This is a genomic window from Sphingobium sp. 22B (assembly GCF_001580035.1).
Classification (GTDB): domain Bacteria; phylum Pseudomonadota; class Alphaproteobacteria; order Sphingomonadales; family Sphingomonadaceae; genus Sphingobium; species Sphingobium fuliginis.
On the sequence record NZ_LTAB01000002.1, the window covers coordinates 1 to 17,086 of the forward strand.

Genomic DNA, 17,086 nt, shown 5'->3' on the forward strand with positions numbered 1-17,086 from the left:
GTGGGCTGGCGCGGCATCTGCGCTGTTTTGCAACGGCTAAGTCAGAAGCTCGCTACGCTCGCGCCCACCCCTAACCCCTCCCGTTTACGGGAGGGGAAAGTCCTGAATTGACCATTTCCCGACATTCCGAATTTGTCCACGCGGCATAGTTTGAACCGCGTTCCTGTGTAGGAGCAAGTCGCGCTTCAATCAAAGCATCGCTGACTGAGAGAGGCGGCGACGCCAATCCTATCAGCTTTCGGCAAGGATCAGGTCGGAACCCTTCTCCGCAATCATCATCGTCGCCGCATTGGTGTTGCCCGACACGACGGCGGGCATGACCGAGGCGTCGACGACGCGCAGGCCTTCCACGCCATTGACCTTCAGCGTGCCGGATACGACCGCATCCGGGCCGACGCCCATGGCGCAGGTGGAGGTGTGATGATAACCGGTCGACCCGCTCGCCCGCGCAAAGGCCAGCAATTCCTCATCGCTCTGAAGCGCTGCCCCCGGCGTCAGTTCATGGTCGAAATAGGGCGCGAGCGCGGGGCTTTCCATCACGCGGCGCGCCCAGCGCAGCCCGCCGACCTGAGCGCGGCAGTCCGCCTCCGCCGACAGGAAGTTGGGCTTGATCGAGGGCGCATCATGGAAGTCGCCGCTCATCACATGGATGGAGCCCTTCGACTGCGGCCGCATCACATAACCGCCCACCGTCATCCCCGGCAGCTTTTCCATCGTCATGGCGCCATTTTTGGCCAGCGCCTCGAAATCCACCGTGGCGGGGCTGGCGAAGAATTGCAGGTCCGGCAGGTCGAGCGCCGGATCGGACTTGAGGAAAGCCGTCAGGTTCGACCCGCCCAGCGCCAGCAGTCCGGTACGGCTCGCGGCGAAACGGATCATCTGCCCCACCAGCGGCAGGCCGCGCGACATGGCGTTGAAGCTGGAAGCACCCGGCTTGAGGCGAGCGCGGACCATCGATGCATAATGATCCTGCAAATTCTCACCGACGTTCGGGCTGTCCACCAGCGTCGTGATGCCCAGCGCCCGCAGACGTTCGCCCTGGCCGATGCCGGACAGTTCCAGCAATTGGGGCGAATTGATCGTGCCGCCCGAAAGGATGACTTCGCGGCGGGCGCGCACCTGCCGCAGCCGGCCGCCCTTCCAATATTCGACGCCCACGGCCTTCCTGCCTTCGAACAGGATGCGCGTGGCGTGGGCATGGATGATGACCTGGAGGTTAGGCCGCTTCATCGCCGGGTGCAGATAGGCGACCGCCGCCGATACGCGCAGGCCCTTATGGGCGTTGAGCCGGACCCGCGCCACGCCCTCCCGCGTGGTGCCGTTCAGGTCTTTGGCGACCGGGGCGCCCGCTTCCTCGAACGCTTTCGTCATGATGTCCAGCATCGGGTGCCGCATCGGCACGTCGCTGATCTTGAGCGGGCCTTCCTGCTGGTCGCGGCTGGCGCCTTCGCCCTGCTGGTTCTCGATCCGGCGGAAATAGGTTTCCGCTTCGTCCCAGCCCCAGCCGGTCAGCCCCCTTTGCCGCCAGCCGTCATAATCTTCCGGCAAGCCGCGCACCCAAAGGATGCCGTTGATGGAGGAGGAGCCGCCCAGAACCTTGCCGCGCGGGAAGAAATGCTGCCGGCCGTCCGAACCCGGATCGGGATCGGTCATGTAATTCCAGTTTATGCGCGGGTCTTTCAGCATCCTGGTGAAACCGGCGGGCACATGAATGTTCATCGTGCTCATCGCCTGCGCGGGATTGAAGATATTCTGCAACGGCCGGTCGTCGCCGCCCGCCTCCAGCAGCGCGACCTTGTGGCGGCCGTTGGCGCTCAGCCGGTTGGCGAGCACGCAGCCGGCCGATCCCGCGCCGACGATGACATAATCGGCTTCCGCCTCCACGCTGCTCTGCGCCTCGACCATGCTGCCTTTCTCCTTATCCTCAGCACCGTGCATAGCGGGGAGGGATGAAGGGTGCGCAAGCCTTATGTCGGACTTTACCGACGAACATCGCCCTTATGATGGCTTGGCGGATGCCATCGAAATCCGGGGGTCGCCAGCGCTATGACTGCATCGGAACGCAGTCTTGGCCAAGGATGAGGATAAGAATGACGGGGCTTTTCTCGCTCGCGGGACGCACGGCGATGGTCACGGGAGCCTCCCGCGGCCTGGGCAGGGCGATCGCGCTGGGGCTGGCGGACGCGGGAGCATCGCTGATCCTCGCGGCGCGGGACGGCGCGAAGCTGGAGGAAACCGCCGAGGAAATCCGGGCGGCTGGCGGGCGGGCGCAAACCATCGCGTTCGACCTGGCTGATCTGGATGCGGTGCAGGCGGCGACGGACAGGCTGAACGCCGACGGCGCGGCCATCGACATATTGGTCAATAATGGCGCCATCGGCGGATGGGGACCGCTCCACGAGTCCACCCTCGCCCATTGGGAGAATATGTTCGATGTGAACGTATCGTCCATGTATCTGCTGTGCCGCGACCTGTCGAAAGGCATGGCGGCGCGCAAATGGGGGCGGATCATCAACTTCGCCTCCTATGTCTCCGACACCGGGCGGCCGAACCTGTCCGCCTATGTCGCCAGCAAACATGCGGTGCTGGGCCTGACGCGATCCATCGCGGCCGACCTGGCGCCCCATGGCGTCACCTGCAACGCCATCGCGCCCGGATTCTTCGACACGGACATGGCCGCGCCCACCGTCGGCCATCCGGAGCGGGCGAAGATCTTCCGCAGCGCCATAGCGCTCCACCGCTTTGGCGATCCGAAGGAGATGGTCGGCCCCGTCCAGTTCCTGGCATCCGACGCATCGGCCTATATCACGGGCCACATGCTGCCGGTCGACGGCGGCGTCGCCAATATCCTGTCGCTGCCTGTCGTGGTCGAGACCTAAGCAGCCCCCTTTCTTTGCCGAATCCAGAAGGAAAATCGCGCATGACCGATACGCTTCTCCACCTCGCGAACCCCGAAAAGCTGTTCATCGGCGGCGACTGGTCCCCTTCTTCGGGATCGGACGGTATCGAGATCATCTCGCCCGCCACCGAGGAGAAAGTGGGCCGCGTCGCCAAGGCGACCACCGCCGACATGGACCGCGCCATCGCGGCGGCGCGCAATGCCTTCGACAACGGCCCCTGGCCCCGCATGACCGGGCCGGAGCGCGCCGTCTATCTGCGCCGCATCGCTGAGGAAATGGCCAGGCGCAACGACGATTTCGCCCGCGCCTGGTCGCTGCAGGTGGGCATGCCCTATTCGCAATCGTCGATGACGGCCCCCTTCATGGGCGGCTATTACACCTATGCCGCGGACCTTGCCGAAAAGGGGTTTGAGGAGGTGCGCCCCGCCCTGGCCGGCGGGCATGCCATCGTCGTGCGCGAGCCGGTGGGCGTCGTCGCCGCCGTGGTGCCGTGGAACGCGCCGCTGGCCACGCTCTCCTTGAAGGTCGCCTTCGCGCTGGCGGCAGGCTGCACGATCATCGCCAAGCCTTCGCCCGAAACGCCTCTGGAAGCGCTGATCCTGGCCGAATGCATCGCGGCGGCGGGCGTGCCCGACGGCGTCTTTTCCGTCCTGACGGCGGATCGCGAAGTGTCCGATTATCTGATCCGCCATGAAGGGGTGGACAAGGTCAGCTTCACCGGTTCGACCGCCGCCGGCCTGCACATCGCCTCGGTCGTCAGCGCCCGGTCGGGACGCATCACGACGGAACTGGGCGGCAAGTCCGCCGCCATCATCCTGGACGATGCCGACATCGGCAAGGTCGTGGAAGGGATCATGCCGAACCTGGTCGGGCTGTGCGGCCAGCAATGCGCCGCCTTCAGCCGGATATTGGTCCCCGCCTCGCTGAAGGGCGCGGTGGAGGAAGCGCTCGCCGCCGCCATGCAATATGTGCAGGTGGGCGATCCTTTCACCGAAACGACGCAGATGGGCCCGCTCGTCACCCAGCGCCAGCACGGCCGCGTCTTCGACTATATCCAGCAGGGCAAGGCGCAGGGCGCCCGCATCGTCACTGGCGGCAACCGCCCGGCGCATCTCGACAAGGGCTGGTTCGTGGAGCCGACCCTGTTCACCGACGCCAGCAACGACATGACCATCGCCCGCGAGGAGATTTTCGGACCCGTCGGCACGATCATCGCCTATGGCAGCGAGGAAGAGGCGATCGCTATCGCCAACGACAATATCTACGGCCTGTCGGGCGGCGTGTTCACGCAGGATGTAGAGCGCGCCTACAAGGTCGCCCGCCGCATCCGTACCGGCAATTTCGGCCATAATGGCCGCGTCATCGACTACACCATCCCCTATGGCGGCTTCAAACAGTCCGGCGTGGGCCGCGAGGGCGGTGAGGAAGGGTTGCACGGCTTCACCGAGATCAAGGCCGTCTTCATGCAGGACCTGCCTGCCCATCTGAAGGGCTGACCCCTTGCACGCGCGCGTGGATGACCCCGCCGACGCCCCCGCCCAGACCAGTCACTGGCCGGACAATTATGGTCCGGCCAGCGCCTGGTGGACCGTCTTCATCCTGATGATCTTCCAGATCGTGTCGATGATCGACCGGCAGGTCATATCGGTGCTGATCCCGGAGATGCGGGCGGAGCTTGGCCTCAACGATTTCCAGATCAGCCTGGTGCAAGGCCTGTCCTTCGCGCTCTTCTACGGACTGATGGGGCTGGTGATCGGCGGGCTGGTCGACCGTTATTCGCGGCGCGCGATCATGTTCACCGGCATCGTGGTCTGGTCGCTGGCGGCGGCGGGCACAGGGCTGGCGCGCAGCTACAGCCAACTCTTCGCCGGCCGGTTGCTGGTGGGCGCGGGCGAGGCGGCGGTATCCCCCGCCGGGCAGTCGCTCCTTGCCTCCATCTTCCCCCGTCATCGGCTGACGACGCCGATCGCCTGCCTTTCCGTGTCCGGCGTCATCGGCATATCGCTGTCCTACGCGCTGGGCGGCAACCTGCTCGCGCTGTTCAGCGCGGAGCCGTTGAGCGGTCCGTTCGCGGGACTTGCCCCTTGGCGGCAAGTGCTGGTGGTGACGGGCCTGCCCGGCGTGGCGGTCGCGTTCCTGGCCTTCGCCTTTCGCGAGCCGAAGCGCCGCAGCCAGCCTCCGCCCGACCGGCAGGCGGCAAGCTGGGGCGCCTTCTTCCGCCATATCGGCGCGCATCCCCGGCTGATGCTGGGGCTGATCCTGGGATCGGCGGTGATGGCCGTCGCCATTCAGGGGACGATGGTATGGACGCCGACCTATGCCCGCCGCGTGCTGGGCGTCAGCGCGGCGGAGGTGGGAACGATGATGTCGGTCGCGGTCGCGCTGGGCGGCATCGTCGGCGGCCTGTCGCTGGGCGTGCTGATCGACCATCGCTTCGCGCGCGGCACCCGCGACATGGCGCTGCGGTTGCTGTGCGGCTTCTGCATCGCGATTCCCCCGGTTCTGGCGGCGGCCTTCGCAGCCGGCAATTTCGCCCTGCTGTTCGGCGCGATCACGCTGATGATGATGACCATGGGGTCGAGCTACGGGCCGACCATGGCCGCCGTGCAGATGATCGCGCCCATCGAGATGCGCGGACGCTTCGCCGCGCTGATGGTTTTGGCGTCCAATTTGTGCGGCTATGCGCTGGGACCGATGCTGATCGGTTTCCTGACGGATTATGTCTATGGCGATCCCATGAAGCTGGGCTGGGCGATCATCACCGGCCTGCTGACCGCCGGACCGCTCGCGGCCTGGATGGTCTGGTCGGCGCGGGGCGATTTCCTGCGCCATCTGGATCGATGAAGCCAGCCATCACAACCACGGTGATGCCAAGCTTGTCCTTCCTTCGAAGGCGAGTTCGGCCCATGCTGCAACATGGCATCGGCACCAGAATCCTGACGAAAAGGCCATCATGACGACGACTATTCCCGCCCTCATGCGCAGCGCCGCCGCGCGTCACGGGGACCGCCCGGCCCTGGTTTCGCAGACTGACGGGGCGATCAGCTATCGCGAACTCGACCGCCAGGCCGATCTGGTCGCCAAGGCCCTGATCGCGGACGGCGCCCGGCCGGGCGACCGGGCCGCCATCTGGGCGCCCAATATGTGGGAATGGGTCGCCATCGCCATCGGCATCCAGCGCGCCGCCGGCGTGATGGTGCCGCTCAACACGCGCCTGAAGGGCGGCGAGGTGTCGGACATCGTGCGGCGGGGACAGATTGTCCGCCTGTTTTCCATCGGCAGTTTCCTGGGCCGCTATTATCCGGCCATGCTGAAGGACGAGCCGATGCCCGGCCTGCGCCGCCGCATCGTGTTGCGCGCCGAACCGCAGGAACTGGGCGAGGGCGAAATCGGTTTCGAGGATTTCGTCGCGCTGGCCGCAAACAGCAGCGACGCGCAGCTTGCCGAGCGCGAGGCGATGGTGAAGCCCGACACGCTGGCCGACCTCATGTTCACGTCCGGCACGACGGGAGCGCCCAAGGGCGCGCTGTTCGATCATCGCCGGTCGCTGGGCGGCGGTCAGGCATGGGTCGACATCGCCCGGCAGACGGCGGACGACCGCTATGCCGCCTTCGGTCCCTTCTCGCACAATGCATCCTATAAGGCGGGCTGGGTCGCATCGCTGATCGCGGGCAGCACGCTCTATTGGCCCGAAGCCTATGATCCGGCAAGCGTGCTCGACCTGGTGGCGAAGAACCGGATCACCGTTATGCCCGCGCCGCCGACCGTGTTCCAGGAAATGCTCGCCTTTCCCAACTGGCGCGACTGGGACATTTCGAGCTGGCGCTTCATGTCGACGGGATCGACCGTCGTGCCGATCGAACTGATGAAACGGCTCCAGGCCGAAACCCCGATCCAGGAGATCAGCACCGGCTATGGCATGACCGAATGCTGCGGCTCCGCCACGCACACCCGGCCGGGCGATCCCATGGAACGCATCGCCTATACGGTCGGCACGGCGATCCCCGGCACCGAAATCCGCGTCGCCGGGCCGGATGGCCGCTCGCTGGGGGTGGGAGAGCCGGGCGAAGTGCTGATCCGCGACGACAAGCTGCTGATCGAATATCTCGACAATCCGGAGGCGACCCGCGCCACGCTCGACGCCGATGGCTGGCTGCATTCGGGCGATGTCGGCTGTCTGGATGCGGACGGGTATCTGAAGCTCACCGACCGGCTGAAGGACATGTATATCGTCGGCGGATTCAACGTCTATCCGGCGGAGATCGAGAAGCAGATGACCGGCCTGCCGGGCATCCACCAGTCCGCCATCATCGGCGTGCCCGACCAGCGGCTGGGCGAAGTGGGCCATGCCTTCATCGTCCGGGCCGCCGGTTCCTCCATCACGGCGGAGGAGGTGATCGGCTGGGCGAAGGCCAATCTCGCCAATTACAAGATTCCTCGCGGCGTCACCTTCCTCGACGCGCTGCCGATGAATTCGACGGGGAAAGTGATCAAGTTCGCGCTGAAGGAATTGTATAAAAGCGCGTGACCGGGAAGAAGAGGCGTCAGCGCCGCGCGCCCCGTCATTTCTGGCGAACCGTCAGCTCAGGCCTCCGCCGGTCCCGATTTTTCGAACTGGCGGAGAAAATCGAACAGCCCGGGCGGGGTTGGCTTTTTCCCCGGATCGTACCAGGGCAGCAAGTTCTTGAGCAGTTGTGGGAAAAAGACACTGAGCTGGAAATTGTTGAGCGCCTTGATGTCGCGATCAAGCGCGGCTTGTTCGGCACGCGTCATGCTTTTCTTGTCCTGCTCGATCAGGTAGGAAAACATGCGGTCCATGAAACCCCGCAAATGAACCATGGCATAGAGGCAGCCATAGACACGGTAGAAATAGCCGTTCCAGATCCTGCCCCACAGGCCGCGGCTGTAAATCCGGTGATAGATCTGGAAGCAGACCTCCCGATGTTCGAACTCTTCGGCCATATGCCATTTCCAGAATGCCACGGCATTGGGGTCGGCGCCTTCGATCAGCGCATCCATCCGCTCGAACCAGATGCCGCCCTGCACCGCGCCCAGCGATTCGAAGCCGTCGGCATAGGCGAGCATGAATTTGAGCGAGCGGTTCTTCAGGAAAGCGTCCAGATCGTCGGCCAGCTTCTTCTCGAACTCGGCCAGCCGGGGATAGCCTTGCGCCGCGATCACCTTGTTGAACTTCTGATGCTGGCGGTAATGCTGCGATTCCTGGCCGATGAAGGCGGCCATGTCCTCGCGCAGTTGCTCCGAACCGGCGGGCAGGCGCTCCATCGCGATGTTCAGCACCTTGATCAGCCAGGGTTCGACCGGGGCGGGAATGATCGACGTCGCGTTTTGAAACTGGGCGAAGGCGATATTGGGCGCCCAATGCGCGCGCACCTTCGAAAAATCGATACGTGGATAGCGTATGATGATGCCCACGGACATCCCCTCTTTCTTTCGTTGTCATCAAGGATACGCCATCGTACCATCGGCCCGTTCTCCCGTCATGACTGCCCGGGAGTCCGATCATGACTGTGATGCATCCGCCCATGGATATTCGGTCAGGGGATGGAAGCATTATGAATCGGCCGATCATTGAGGAGAGGCCCTTTGACTCCCACCCCCTTCTGCATCGACGTGCCGCAGTCCGTGCTCGATCATATCCGGCACCGACTGGCGGACAGTCGCATCGGCTATATGCCCGACGATCCCGACCAGTGGAAATATGGCATGGATGCGCGCTATCTGGCCGAGCTGGTCGATTATTGGCGTTCGGCATATGACTGGCGCGCGGAGGAGGAGAAGCTCAACCGCTGGCCCCAGTTCATGGTCGAGATCGACGGCATCCCCATTCATTTCTATCATGTGCGGGGCAGTGACCCGCACAGGCCGCCGATCCTGCTGACGCATGGATGGCCGGGATCGGTGGTGGAGTTCCAGGAGGCGATCCCGCTGCTGGTGGAGGCGGGCTTTTCCGTCGTCGTGCCGTCGCTGCCCGGCTATGGCTGGTCGGGCCGGCCGCCGCGGCCGATCGGCCCCGCCCGCGTCGCCGCCTTGTGGCGCGTCTTGATGGTGGACGTGCTGGGCTATGCGCGCTTCTTCGCGCAGGGGGGCGACTGGGGATCGGCGGTGACGACGCAGTTGGGCATCAGCCATGCCGATGTCGTGGCGGCGATCCATCTCAATTTCTTCATGGCGCCGCCGCCGCATGCCGATGCCGATGCGGAACTGCTCGACTATTGGGCGCTGGTCCGCACGGTGATGGAGGCGGAAAGCGGCTATCATCACCAACAGGCCACCAAACCGCAGACCATCGGCCTTGCGCTGCACGACAATCCGGTCGGCTGGGCGGCCTGGGTGGTCGAGAAATTCTGGCGCTGGGGCGACACCAAGGGCGATATAGAGAGCCGGTTCAGCAAGGACCATCTGATCACCAACCTCATGTCCTATCTGGTCACCGACAATGTGATGTCGTCGATCTGGATGTATTACGGCCTGAACGGCGACGCGCTGGCGGCCGGCCCGGTGACAGTGCCCACCGCGCTCGCCCATTTTCCCGGCGAATTCTATCCCATGCCCAGCCACGCCCTGGCCAAGCGGCAATATCATGTGGTCCGCATGACGAAGATGGACGCGGGCGGGCATTTCGCCGCGATGGAGGAACCCCAGACGTTCGCCCGCGACGTCATCGCATTTTTCGAGAGCCGGATATGACGCTGGAACGGAATGACGTGCTGCTGGCCGAGGAAGCCGGCGAAGGCATAATGTTGCTGACGATGAACCGGCCGGCGCAACGCAATGCGATCGATCCCGCGCTGCTCGACGCCATGAACGCGGCATTCGATGCTTTCGTGCAGGACGACCGCTGGCGGGTGGGCGTGTTGACGGGCGCGCCGCCGGCCTTCTGCGCCGGGCTGGACCTCAAGACCTTCTCCGCCCCCGATGCGCCGCGCCAGGGCGTGACGGCGCTGATCCAGCGCGTACCGCGCCTGGGCAAGCCCATGATCGCCGCCGTCGGCGGTGCGGCCTATACTGGCGGGCTTGAGCTGGCGCTGGGTTGCGACTTCATTCTGGCCAGCGAGAATGCCCGGTTTGCCGATACGCATGCGAAGATCGGCGCATTGTCGGGCAGCGGCATGGGGTCGCGCCTGCCCCGCGCCGTAGGCGCGCGCTTCGCCCGCCAGATGATATTGAGCTGCCAGCCGGTCGATGCCGCCACGGCCTTGCGCGTGGGCCTGGCCAATGAGCTTCTGCCGGCTGAGCAATTGCTGCCCAGAGCCATCGAGATCGCCGGGGCGATCGCCGCGCACGATCCCGGCCTGATCCGCATGTCCAAGAGCGTGATCGATCGCGGAACGGAAGGCACGCTGGCCGACGCGCTGGCGATCGAGACGGAGGCGCTGCAACAGCGCAAGGCCATGGGCGCCATGGCGTGGAGCAGCGCGACGCCCGGCTGAAAGAAAGGGGAGCGAACCAAAGATCCGCTCCCCTTCCCTTACCCCTTATCCGATCAGATGCCCCAGAGCTGGGCCGCCGTTTCGCCCAGCACCTTGCGCGCGGCGGGCTCGCCCACCGTATCGAAGATGCGCTTCATGATGGCGTCGCTGCTGCCCATCACGCCTTCCGGATGCGGATAGTCGGTCGACCACATCACCCGGCCATCCCCGATGCGCGCGATATTCTCCATCGCGACATCGTCTTCCATGAAAGTGGTGTAGCAGTGGTTATGCCAGTACCAGCTCGGCTTCTGCGCCAGCTTGGGCCGCAATTCGGTCGCATAGTCGCGTGCGACCTTGTCGGCATTTTCCAGCGTGCCGGGCACCCAGCTCGCGCCGCCTTCGGTGAAGACGACGCGCAGGCCGGGGAAACGGTCGAACAGGCCGGAGAAAACCAACTGCCCGAACAGCCCGGTGAAGGGCATCAGATTGGCGTTCAGGTTCGCGCCCAATGAGCCCCGGCCGCTATATTGCAGATAGGCGCCGATATGGAAGGAGACGGGAAAGCCGCTTTCCTGGATCGCTTCCCAGAACGGGTCCATATCCTTGCTGTTGTAGCGCACGCCCTTGGGACTGACGGGAATGTCGATCGCCTTGTAGCCGAGCTGCTTCAGCTTCTGGAGATAATCCTTCGTTCGTTCCGGCCACAGGAATGTGGGCAGCAGCGCGACGGGGAACAGCCGGTCGGGCGCCGCTTCCTTCCATTCCGCGGCCCATTCATTGCAGACATCGACGCAGCGATACCAGAATTCCTTGTCCGGCATGCGGATCAGGCTGTTGAGGCGGCCATGATAGATGATGGCGGCGTCAATGCCCTCCGCATCCATGTCCGCCAGGCGCTTGTCGACATCCCAAAAGCCCTCGCGCCCTTCGGGGAAGGTCGGCGGCAGGCCGGGGACGTCATAATTCTGCCCGTCGACTTCGAGATGGAAGCCCGTCTCGTCCTTCCAATATTTAGGCGCGCGATCCTTGTCCGCGCCCTTCAGCCGGTTTTCCCACAGCCCCGGTTCCTCGATCAGATGATCGTCGCTGGAAATGACGCGCATGCCGGCGGGCCTCTCCCACGATCGGGCCGGCATGACGCGGTCCTTGGGCCACGGGGTCGCGGTGAAACTATTCATCCTTTTCCATTCCTTCTTGGGGATCTCGTCCGACACGGGGCTGCCGTCCGCCACCCCCGTCTTGCTCGCCCTTATAGCATGGCCGAAGGAATAGGCTCCGGTGTGGGCGGGTTCCGGGCGATGTCATCAGACTTCTGATGAGTTGTCGAAAGTCCATTCAAGATCATTGTTCAATGATATTGAATAGTTTTTTCGAAAATTGCCCGATTATAGGGGCAATGGATAAGGTTTAACATGAGCGCACTGGTCCGCCGTTATGGCCCGGCCGCATGCGCGAGGAGAGAATGATGCTGAAAGAAGACGAGGTTCAGGAAAGGGCCGGGCTCAAGGTCCGCGCGCTCAGCCCCGGTTTCGGTGCGGAGATCATCGGCGTCGATCTGTCGCGCCCGCTGGACGACAACATGGCAAACGCAATCCGCGACATATGGATCGAGGCCGGACTGCTGCTGTTCCGCGATCCCGATGCCGATGACGAAGCGCAGATGCGGCTGAGCCGCCTGTTCGGGGAGATGGAGCCGGCTGCGACCGCCGATATGAACGATCCCAATAACCAGTTCATGATGACGCTGAAATATGACCCGGCGGACGACAAGCCCCGCTTCCAGACCGATTATCATTTCGGCGGGCATGACCGGGCGGGCTATATCCCGTGGCATTGGGACCAGAGCTTCATGCCGACGATCGTGCGCGGCGCGGTGCTCCGCATGGAGAAGCCGGCGACGCAGCTTGGCCGGACCGGGTTCATCGATGCGATCGAAGCCTATGAGCGGCTGTCGCCCGGAATGAAGGAGAAGATCGACGGCATGGAGGTCGTCTATCATTTCGTGACGGACTTCATGCAGTGCAAATATGGCGTCCCGGCCGATCTCCGTGCCTTGGCGCGCGACACGCCTTCTGGCGGAACGAAATATGATTTCCCGCCCGTCGTCCACCCGATGGTCATCACCCAGCGGGAGACCGGGCGCAAGGCGCTGAAGATTTCGCCGCTGCAGGCGCAGTATATTCTGGGCATGGATCGGGCCGAAAGCGATTCGCTGCTCGCCGAACTGGCGGGGCATCTGACCGATGAGCGACATGCCTATTTCCACGACTGGCAGAAGAACGACATGCTGGTATGGGACAATTGGCGGATGATCCACCATGCGGAGGGCGTGCCATTGAACGTCCCACGCAGCGCCCGACGCACCACGATCATGGGCGACTATGCGGTGGGCCGCTATCTCGATCCCACGCTCGACCGCAACCGGGCCGTCAAGCGGATCGTGGATTGACAATCAGGGAAGCGCCTTGTCACCGCCTTCGGGCCGTGATGGGGCGCCTTTGTCCTATCGTCCCGAAAAATGCGGCGGCCGCTTTTCCATGAAAGCGGCGGTCGCCTCGCTATAATCCTCGGTCATCGTGCCCAGTATCTGCGCCCGGTTTTCCGCCTGGATCGCGGCTTCATAGCTGTTGGCGTCCAGATTGGCCCACATCAGCGCCTTGGTATGGGCGACCGAATAGGGGCTGTTCGCCAGAACGGAGCGCGCATAGGCGATGGCGTCATCGATCAGCGACCGCGGATCGGACAGCGATCGCACAAGGCCGATGCGCTCGGCTTCCTCCGCCTCGATCGCGCGGCCGGTCAGCAATATGTCGAAGGCTCGCGCCGCGCCGATCATGCGCGGCAGCAGATAGGAGATGCCGCTTTCGCCGCCGGTCAGCCCGATCCGCACCGCCGCCACCAGAAATTTCGCGGCGGGGGTCGCGATCCGTACATCGGCGCTGAGCGCGATCGCCATGCCCGCACCCACAGCCGGGCCGTTGACAGCCGCGATCACCAGTTTCGGCATGGACCGGATGCGTCCGCCCATGCCGGCGAACTGTTGTTGCCAGTGAAGTTTCTCGATGACGCCGCTGCTGCCCGTCTGGTTACGCTGGTTGGACGCCGCGAGATCCTGCCCTGAACAGAAGCCTCGCCCGGCGCCGGTGATGATGACGGCCCGGCAGGCGGCGTCGGCCGCCAGTTCGTCCATCAGCCCGTTGAAGCGGGCGACCGTCTCCCGAAGCAGGGCGTTCATGCGCGCGGGCCGATTGAGCGTTACGAGCGCGATTCCCTGGCCGTCCGTCAGCCGTTCGACGACAATATCCTCGGCCATCATCCTCTCCCCAACATGGCCATGACGGTGCCGCCGCCGTCGACCCGCTGGCAAGCCATGGCCATGGTCTCTACACATATGCGTAGAAATGGAATGCGGCTGTTCCCATCGCCCGCTTTCGCGCAGGAATGGGGCATGAGCCCGCACCCGCCCCCTAACGCCGCCGGTACATCCCAATTGCATCTGATCGCGCAGGAATGGAGGCGCGCCTGGCGTCCCGGCGTCGCGGCGCTGTTCGCAGGATCGCTGGGCTATTCCCTCTATTCTGCGGTTTCCAGCCTGTTCGTGGAACCCTTGCAGCAGCAGTTCGGCTGGTCGCGCGGGGACATCGCCTTCGTCCACAGCTTCGGCCTGATCATCGCTTTCATCGCGCCGGTCATCGGCCGAATGACGGATCGTCACGGCGTCAGACCGATATTGTCGGCGGGCCTGCTGCTGACCGCCATCGGTTATGGGCTGCTCGCTTCCATGGGCGGATCGCTCGGCTATTTCTACGCGGTGCATTTCGGCTTTGCGCTCGTCGGCATGGCGACGACCGGCATCACCGTCACGCGCATCCTGAGCGGCGCGTTCGAGCGGACGCGGGGGACCGCGCTCGCCATAGGCCGGTCGGGGCTGGCGGTCGCGGGCGCGTTGATGCCGATGGCGCTATACCCGATGATCCTGCGCTTCGGATCGTCGGGCGGCTATCTGCTGCTTGCCGCCTTCATCCTGTTGATCGCGCTGCCTCTCATCTGGTTCTGGGTGCCCTCACGCGCTGCGGAGCTGCGGTCCGGACGCACCGCGCTGCCCCGTGCTGACAGCGCGCTGTCGCTGCTGGCCAATGGCAAGGTCCGCATCCTCATCGCGGCGTCCGTTCTCAACTATGTGCCGGTGGTGGCGTTGCTCTCCCAGATGAAGCCACTTGGCGTGGAAAAGGGGCTCGATGCCGTCGCCGCCGTGGGCGCGGTATCGATGATGGGCGCGGCTGCCGCCATGGGCGCATTGCTCAGCGGTGTCCTGGTCGATCGCTTCTGGGCGCCCGCAATTGCCTTCATCCTGAATTTCGCGCCTGCGGTCGGTTGCCTGCTGCTGCTCCAGCACGATGTACCGCCCGCGCTTTTCTATGGCGCGGTGCTGATGATCGGCCTTGGCCAGGGGGCGGAGATCGACATCGTCGCCTTCATGATCGCGCGCTATTTCGGGCTGCGCAGCTATGCCACCATCTACAGCCTGTCGACGCTGGGCATCGCGCTTGGCGTCGCGGTAGGCGCCAGCCTGATCGGCATGGCCTATGATCGTTTCGGCAGTTACGACATTGCCCTGCTGGCTTGTTCAAGCAGCTTCTTTCTCGCCGCCTTGTTCTACCTGATGATGGGGCGTTATCCGGAGGGCGGCCAACCGGACTAGAGCCAATCGACATTCAGCCCTGACGGCCTGTAAATGACGCTTTTCCGTGCTTCCGGTGCTCACCTGCTTTGAGTAGGCTGCGCTCCGGGCCACGGAAAACCACTATTTTCGGCTCGTCATCTTCTGAATGTCGATTGGCTCTAAGCTCGCCTCAAGTCCGGAGGCGGCGCATCAGGCATTCCTGGGCGGTCGACGCGATCAGACGGCCATCGCGGTCGAAAATCCGCCCCGTCGTGAGGCCCAGGCCATCACCTGCCGACGGGCTGGACGTATGATGCAGCATCCATGCCTCGCAGCGGGCAGGGCGGTGGAACCACATCGCATGATCCATGCTGGTGATCAGGAATTCGCCGCTGTTGGTGGGCAGGAAATGCGGGATCGCCGCGGCGCCGCCCAGCCAGTAATCGCTGGCGAAGGCGAGCAGACACTGCTGCAACCGGCTGTCCTCCACAGTGGCGGCGCCGGACTGGCGGAACCAGAATGATCGCGCCGCTTCGGTCGGCCGTGCGAGGAAATAGTCTTCCGGCGCGATCGGGCGCATCTCTATCGCCAGGGCGGCGGCGAAGTTGTGCGTCACCGCCTGTTCCAACTCCGCCGCCCGTTCGCGCACGAAATGCTGGATCGGCGCGACCCGCTCGGGCGGCGGCACGACAGGCATCGCTGCGTTCTGATGGACGAATCCCTCCTCTGGCGCATGGAATTCGGCCATCATCGTGAAGATCGCCCGCCCATCCTGACAGGCGGTGATCTGACGGTTCGCGAAGCGACGGCTGTCGCGCAGGCGCGCAACCTGATAGTCGAGCCGCCGATCCGTGCGCCCGGCGGCGAGGAAATAGGCGTGGAAAGAGCTTGCGGGCAGCGCTTCCACCGTCTTCATCCCTGCCAGCAAGGCCTGGGCCAGCAATCGCCCGCCGAACACCGACCCGATGTGATTGTGCGCTCCGGCCGATCCGGTGAACCGGTCCGGTCCCGTTTGCGTGACATCGAGGATGTCGGAAATGGCATCCCGCGTCGGCAGGGGTCTATCGTCATGGAACGGCCCATCCGCCGCGATCATGCATCGAGTCCCAGAGCGCGCCGCACCGACAGGACCGTATCCATCTCGTCCAGACCGCTCAACGGCAGGTCATATTCCGAGCGGTCGTCGATCTCGCTGATATGGGCCGCGATGTCGTCGCAGCTCGGCGCGTCCGGGCCGGGGCTGTACCAGCCCCGCGTCAGGCCGACGAACAGCCGCGAATATTTGCCGCCCAGCACCGAATACATATGCTGGGAGGAGGTGCAGTCCCGGCTGGCCATATAGCAGGCCAGGGCGGCGACGAATTCCGGCTTCATCCCTTCGATGAAATGACGGGTCCGCGCGCCTGCGGCCTTGAGGAAAGCGATGTCCGGGCGCTGCTCGACGGGGGTGCCGCCCAGCCGCCCGCCCTGCGCATTGGGGAAGAGCGTGTTGACGACGATCCCTGCGGGAGCCTCCTGCGCGATGACGTTCATCAGGCCGATCAGCGCCGTCTTGGCGGCCCCATAATTGGCGCGATAGGGGTTGCCGAATACGCCCGATTGCGAACTGACCAGCACGATCCGGCCATAGCCCTGCTCCGTCATGGCGCGATAGGCGGGCTGGCATATGTTGAACGCGCCCTTCACATGAACGGCCAGCACGGATTCGATGTCCTCCCCGGTCAGTGCGCCGAAAGCTCCATTCCGCTGATTGCCGGCATTGGAGATGACGATGTCGACCCGGCCGAAGGCGGCCATCGCGGCATCGACGACGGCCTGTCCTCCCGTCTCGGTCGCCACCGTGTCGTAATTGGCGATGGCGCGCGCGCCCAGATTCCTGAGTTCTTCCACGACGGCATCGGCATAGCCGGTCGATCCGCCCCGCCCCGTCGGATCTCCACCCAGGTCATTGGCGACCACAGCTGCCCCTCTGCGCGCCAGTTCCCGGCAGAAGGCCGAACCAAGCGCGCCGCCCGCACCCGTCACCACAGCCACTTGCCCGTTGAAATCGATCGCCATCCGCGCCTCCATCAGGCGCTGACCATGGCGGC

General features: G+C 64.4%; 14 protein-coding genes. 8 read left to right on the forward strand and 6 right to left on the reverse strand.

The genetic code is table 11. The features are described from left to right. Nucleotides 1-231 precede the first annotated feature (231 nt). Entirely contained in the window at nt 232-1,905 is a 1,674-nt protein-coding gene (locus A0J57_RS03060) for a GMC family oxidoreductase (RefSeq protein ID WP_061936587.1), read from the reverse strand. Between the two features lie 185 nt (nt 1,906-2,090). Between A0J57_RS03060 and A0J57_RS03065 the strand changes: the two genes are divergently transcribed. The 4 genes from A0J57_RS03065 to A0J57_RS03080 all read left to right on the forward strand — a co-directional run bounded on the left by A0J57_RS03065 (nt 2,091) and on the right by A0J57_RS03080 (nt 7,428). Next, nucleotides 2,091-2,879 (forward strand): SDR family NAD(P)-dependent oxidoreductase, encoded by a 789-nt coding sequence (locus tag A0J57_RS03065; protein ID WP_061936590.1) that lies wholly within the window; start codon nt 2,091-2,093, stop codon nt 2,877-2,879. A gap of 41 nt (nt 2,880-2,920) precedes the next feature. Continuing rightward, a complete protein-coding gene (locus A0J57_RS03070) occupies nt 2,921-4,396 on the forward strand; it encodes an aldehyde dehydrogenase (protein WP_061936593.1) in 1,476 nt (491 codons plus the stop codon). Nucleotides 4,397-4,412: 16 nt separating this feature from the next. Continuing rightward, complete coding sequence (locus A0J57_RS03075; RefSeq protein ID WP_061936751.1) at nt 4,413-5,744, forward strand: MFS transporter; 1,332 nt, start codon at nt 4,413-4,415, stop codon at nt 5,742-5,744. Between the two features lie 109 nt (nt 5,745-5,853). Further along, the gene (locus tag A0J57_RS03080; RefSeq protein ID WP_061936596.1) at nt 5,854-7,428 is read left to right on the forward strand and encodes an AMP-binding protein; all 1,575 of its coding nucleotides are present in this window, start codon (nt 5,854-5,856) and stop codon (nt 7,426-7,428) included. 56 nt (nt 7,429-7,484) lie between these two features. Here A0J57_RS03080 and A0J57_RS03085 read toward each other — a convergent pair whose 3' ends face one another. Next, a complete protein-coding gene (locus A0J57_RS03085; protein ID WP_061936599.1) occupies nt 7,485-8,339 on the reverse strand; it encodes a metal-dependent hydrolase in 855 nt (284 codons plus the stop codon). Nucleotides 8,340-8,504: 165 nt separating this feature from the next. On the opposite strand from A0J57_RS03085, the gene A0J57_RS03090 reads away from it, so the two are divergent. Next, nucleotides 8,505-9,608: an epoxide hydrolase family protein gene (locus A0J57_RS03090; protein WP_061936602.1), complete on the forward strand. Its 1,104-nt coding sequence runs from the start codon at nt 8,505-8,507 to the stop codon at nt 9,606-9,608. Beyond that, nucleotides 9,605-10,351 carry an enoyl-CoA hydratase-related protein gene (locus A0J57_RS03095; RefSeq protein ID WP_061936605.1) on the forward strand — a complete coding sequence of 249 codons (747 nt, stop codon included), beginning with the start codon at nt 9,605-9,607 and terminating at the stop codon, nt 10,349-10,351. Before A0J57_RS03090 ends, A0J57_RS03095 begins: the two co-directional genes overlap by 4 nt. A 53-nt stretch (nt 10,352-10,404) precedes the next feature. Here A0J57_RS03095 and A0J57_RS03100 read toward each other — a convergent pair whose 3' ends face one another. Beyond that, nucleotides 10,405-11,511, reverse strand: a complete 1,107-nt coding sequence (locus A0J57_RS03100; protein ID WP_061936754.1) for an amidohydrolase family protein — start codon at nt 11,509-11,511, stop codon at nt 10,405-10,407. 284 nt (nt 11,512-11,795) lie between these two features. Here A0J57_RS03100 and A0J57_RS03105 point away from each other — a divergent pair, with 284 nt between their 5' ends. Continuing rightward, on the forward strand, nt 11,796-12,782 hold the full coding sequence (locus A0J57_RS03105) for a TauD/TfdA family dioxygenase (protein WP_235600769.1): 987 nt from the start codon (nt 11,796-11,798) through the stop codon (nt 12,780-12,782). Between the two features lie 54 nt (nt 12,783-12,836). Here A0J57_RS03105 and A0J57_RS03110 read toward each other — a convergent pair whose 3' ends face one another. Continuing rightward, the gene (locus A0J57_RS03110) at nt 12,837-13,646 is read right to left on the reverse strand and encodes an enoyl-CoA hydratase/isomerase family protein (RefSeq protein ID WP_064232575.1); all 810 of its coding nucleotides are present in this window, start codon (nt 13,644-13,646) and stop codon (nt 12,837-12,839) included. Nucleotides 13,647-13,781: 135 nt separating this feature from the next. Here A0J57_RS03110 and A0J57_RS03115 point away from each other — a divergent pair, with 135 nt between their 5' ends. Further along, nucleotides 13,782-15,035 (forward strand): MFS transporter, encoded by a 1,254-nt coding sequence (locus A0J57_RS03115; RefSeq protein ID WP_061936759.1) that lies wholly within the window; start codon nt 13,782-13,784, stop codon nt 15,033-15,035. A 151-nt stretch (nt 15,036-15,186) separates the two neighbouring features. Here the strand turns inward: A0J57_RS03115 and A0J57_RS03120 are convergent, their stop codons facing one another. Both A0J57_RS03120 and A0J57_RS03125 read right to left on the reverse strand, forming a co-directional pair. After that, entirely contained in the window at nt 15,187-16,092 is a 906-nt protein-coding gene (locus A0J57_RS03120; protein ID WP_025552031.1) for an acyl-CoA thioesterase II, read from the reverse strand. Further along, nucleotides 16,089-17,054, reverse strand: a complete 966-nt coding sequence (locus A0J57_RS03125) for an SDR family NAD(P)-dependent oxidoreductase (protein ID WP_061936762.1) — start codon at nt 17,052-17,054, stop codon at nt 16,089-16,091. Before A0J57_RS03125 ends, A0J57_RS03120 begins: the two co-directional genes overlap by 4 nt. Between the last annotated feature and the right edge of the window lie 32 nt (nt 17,055-17,086).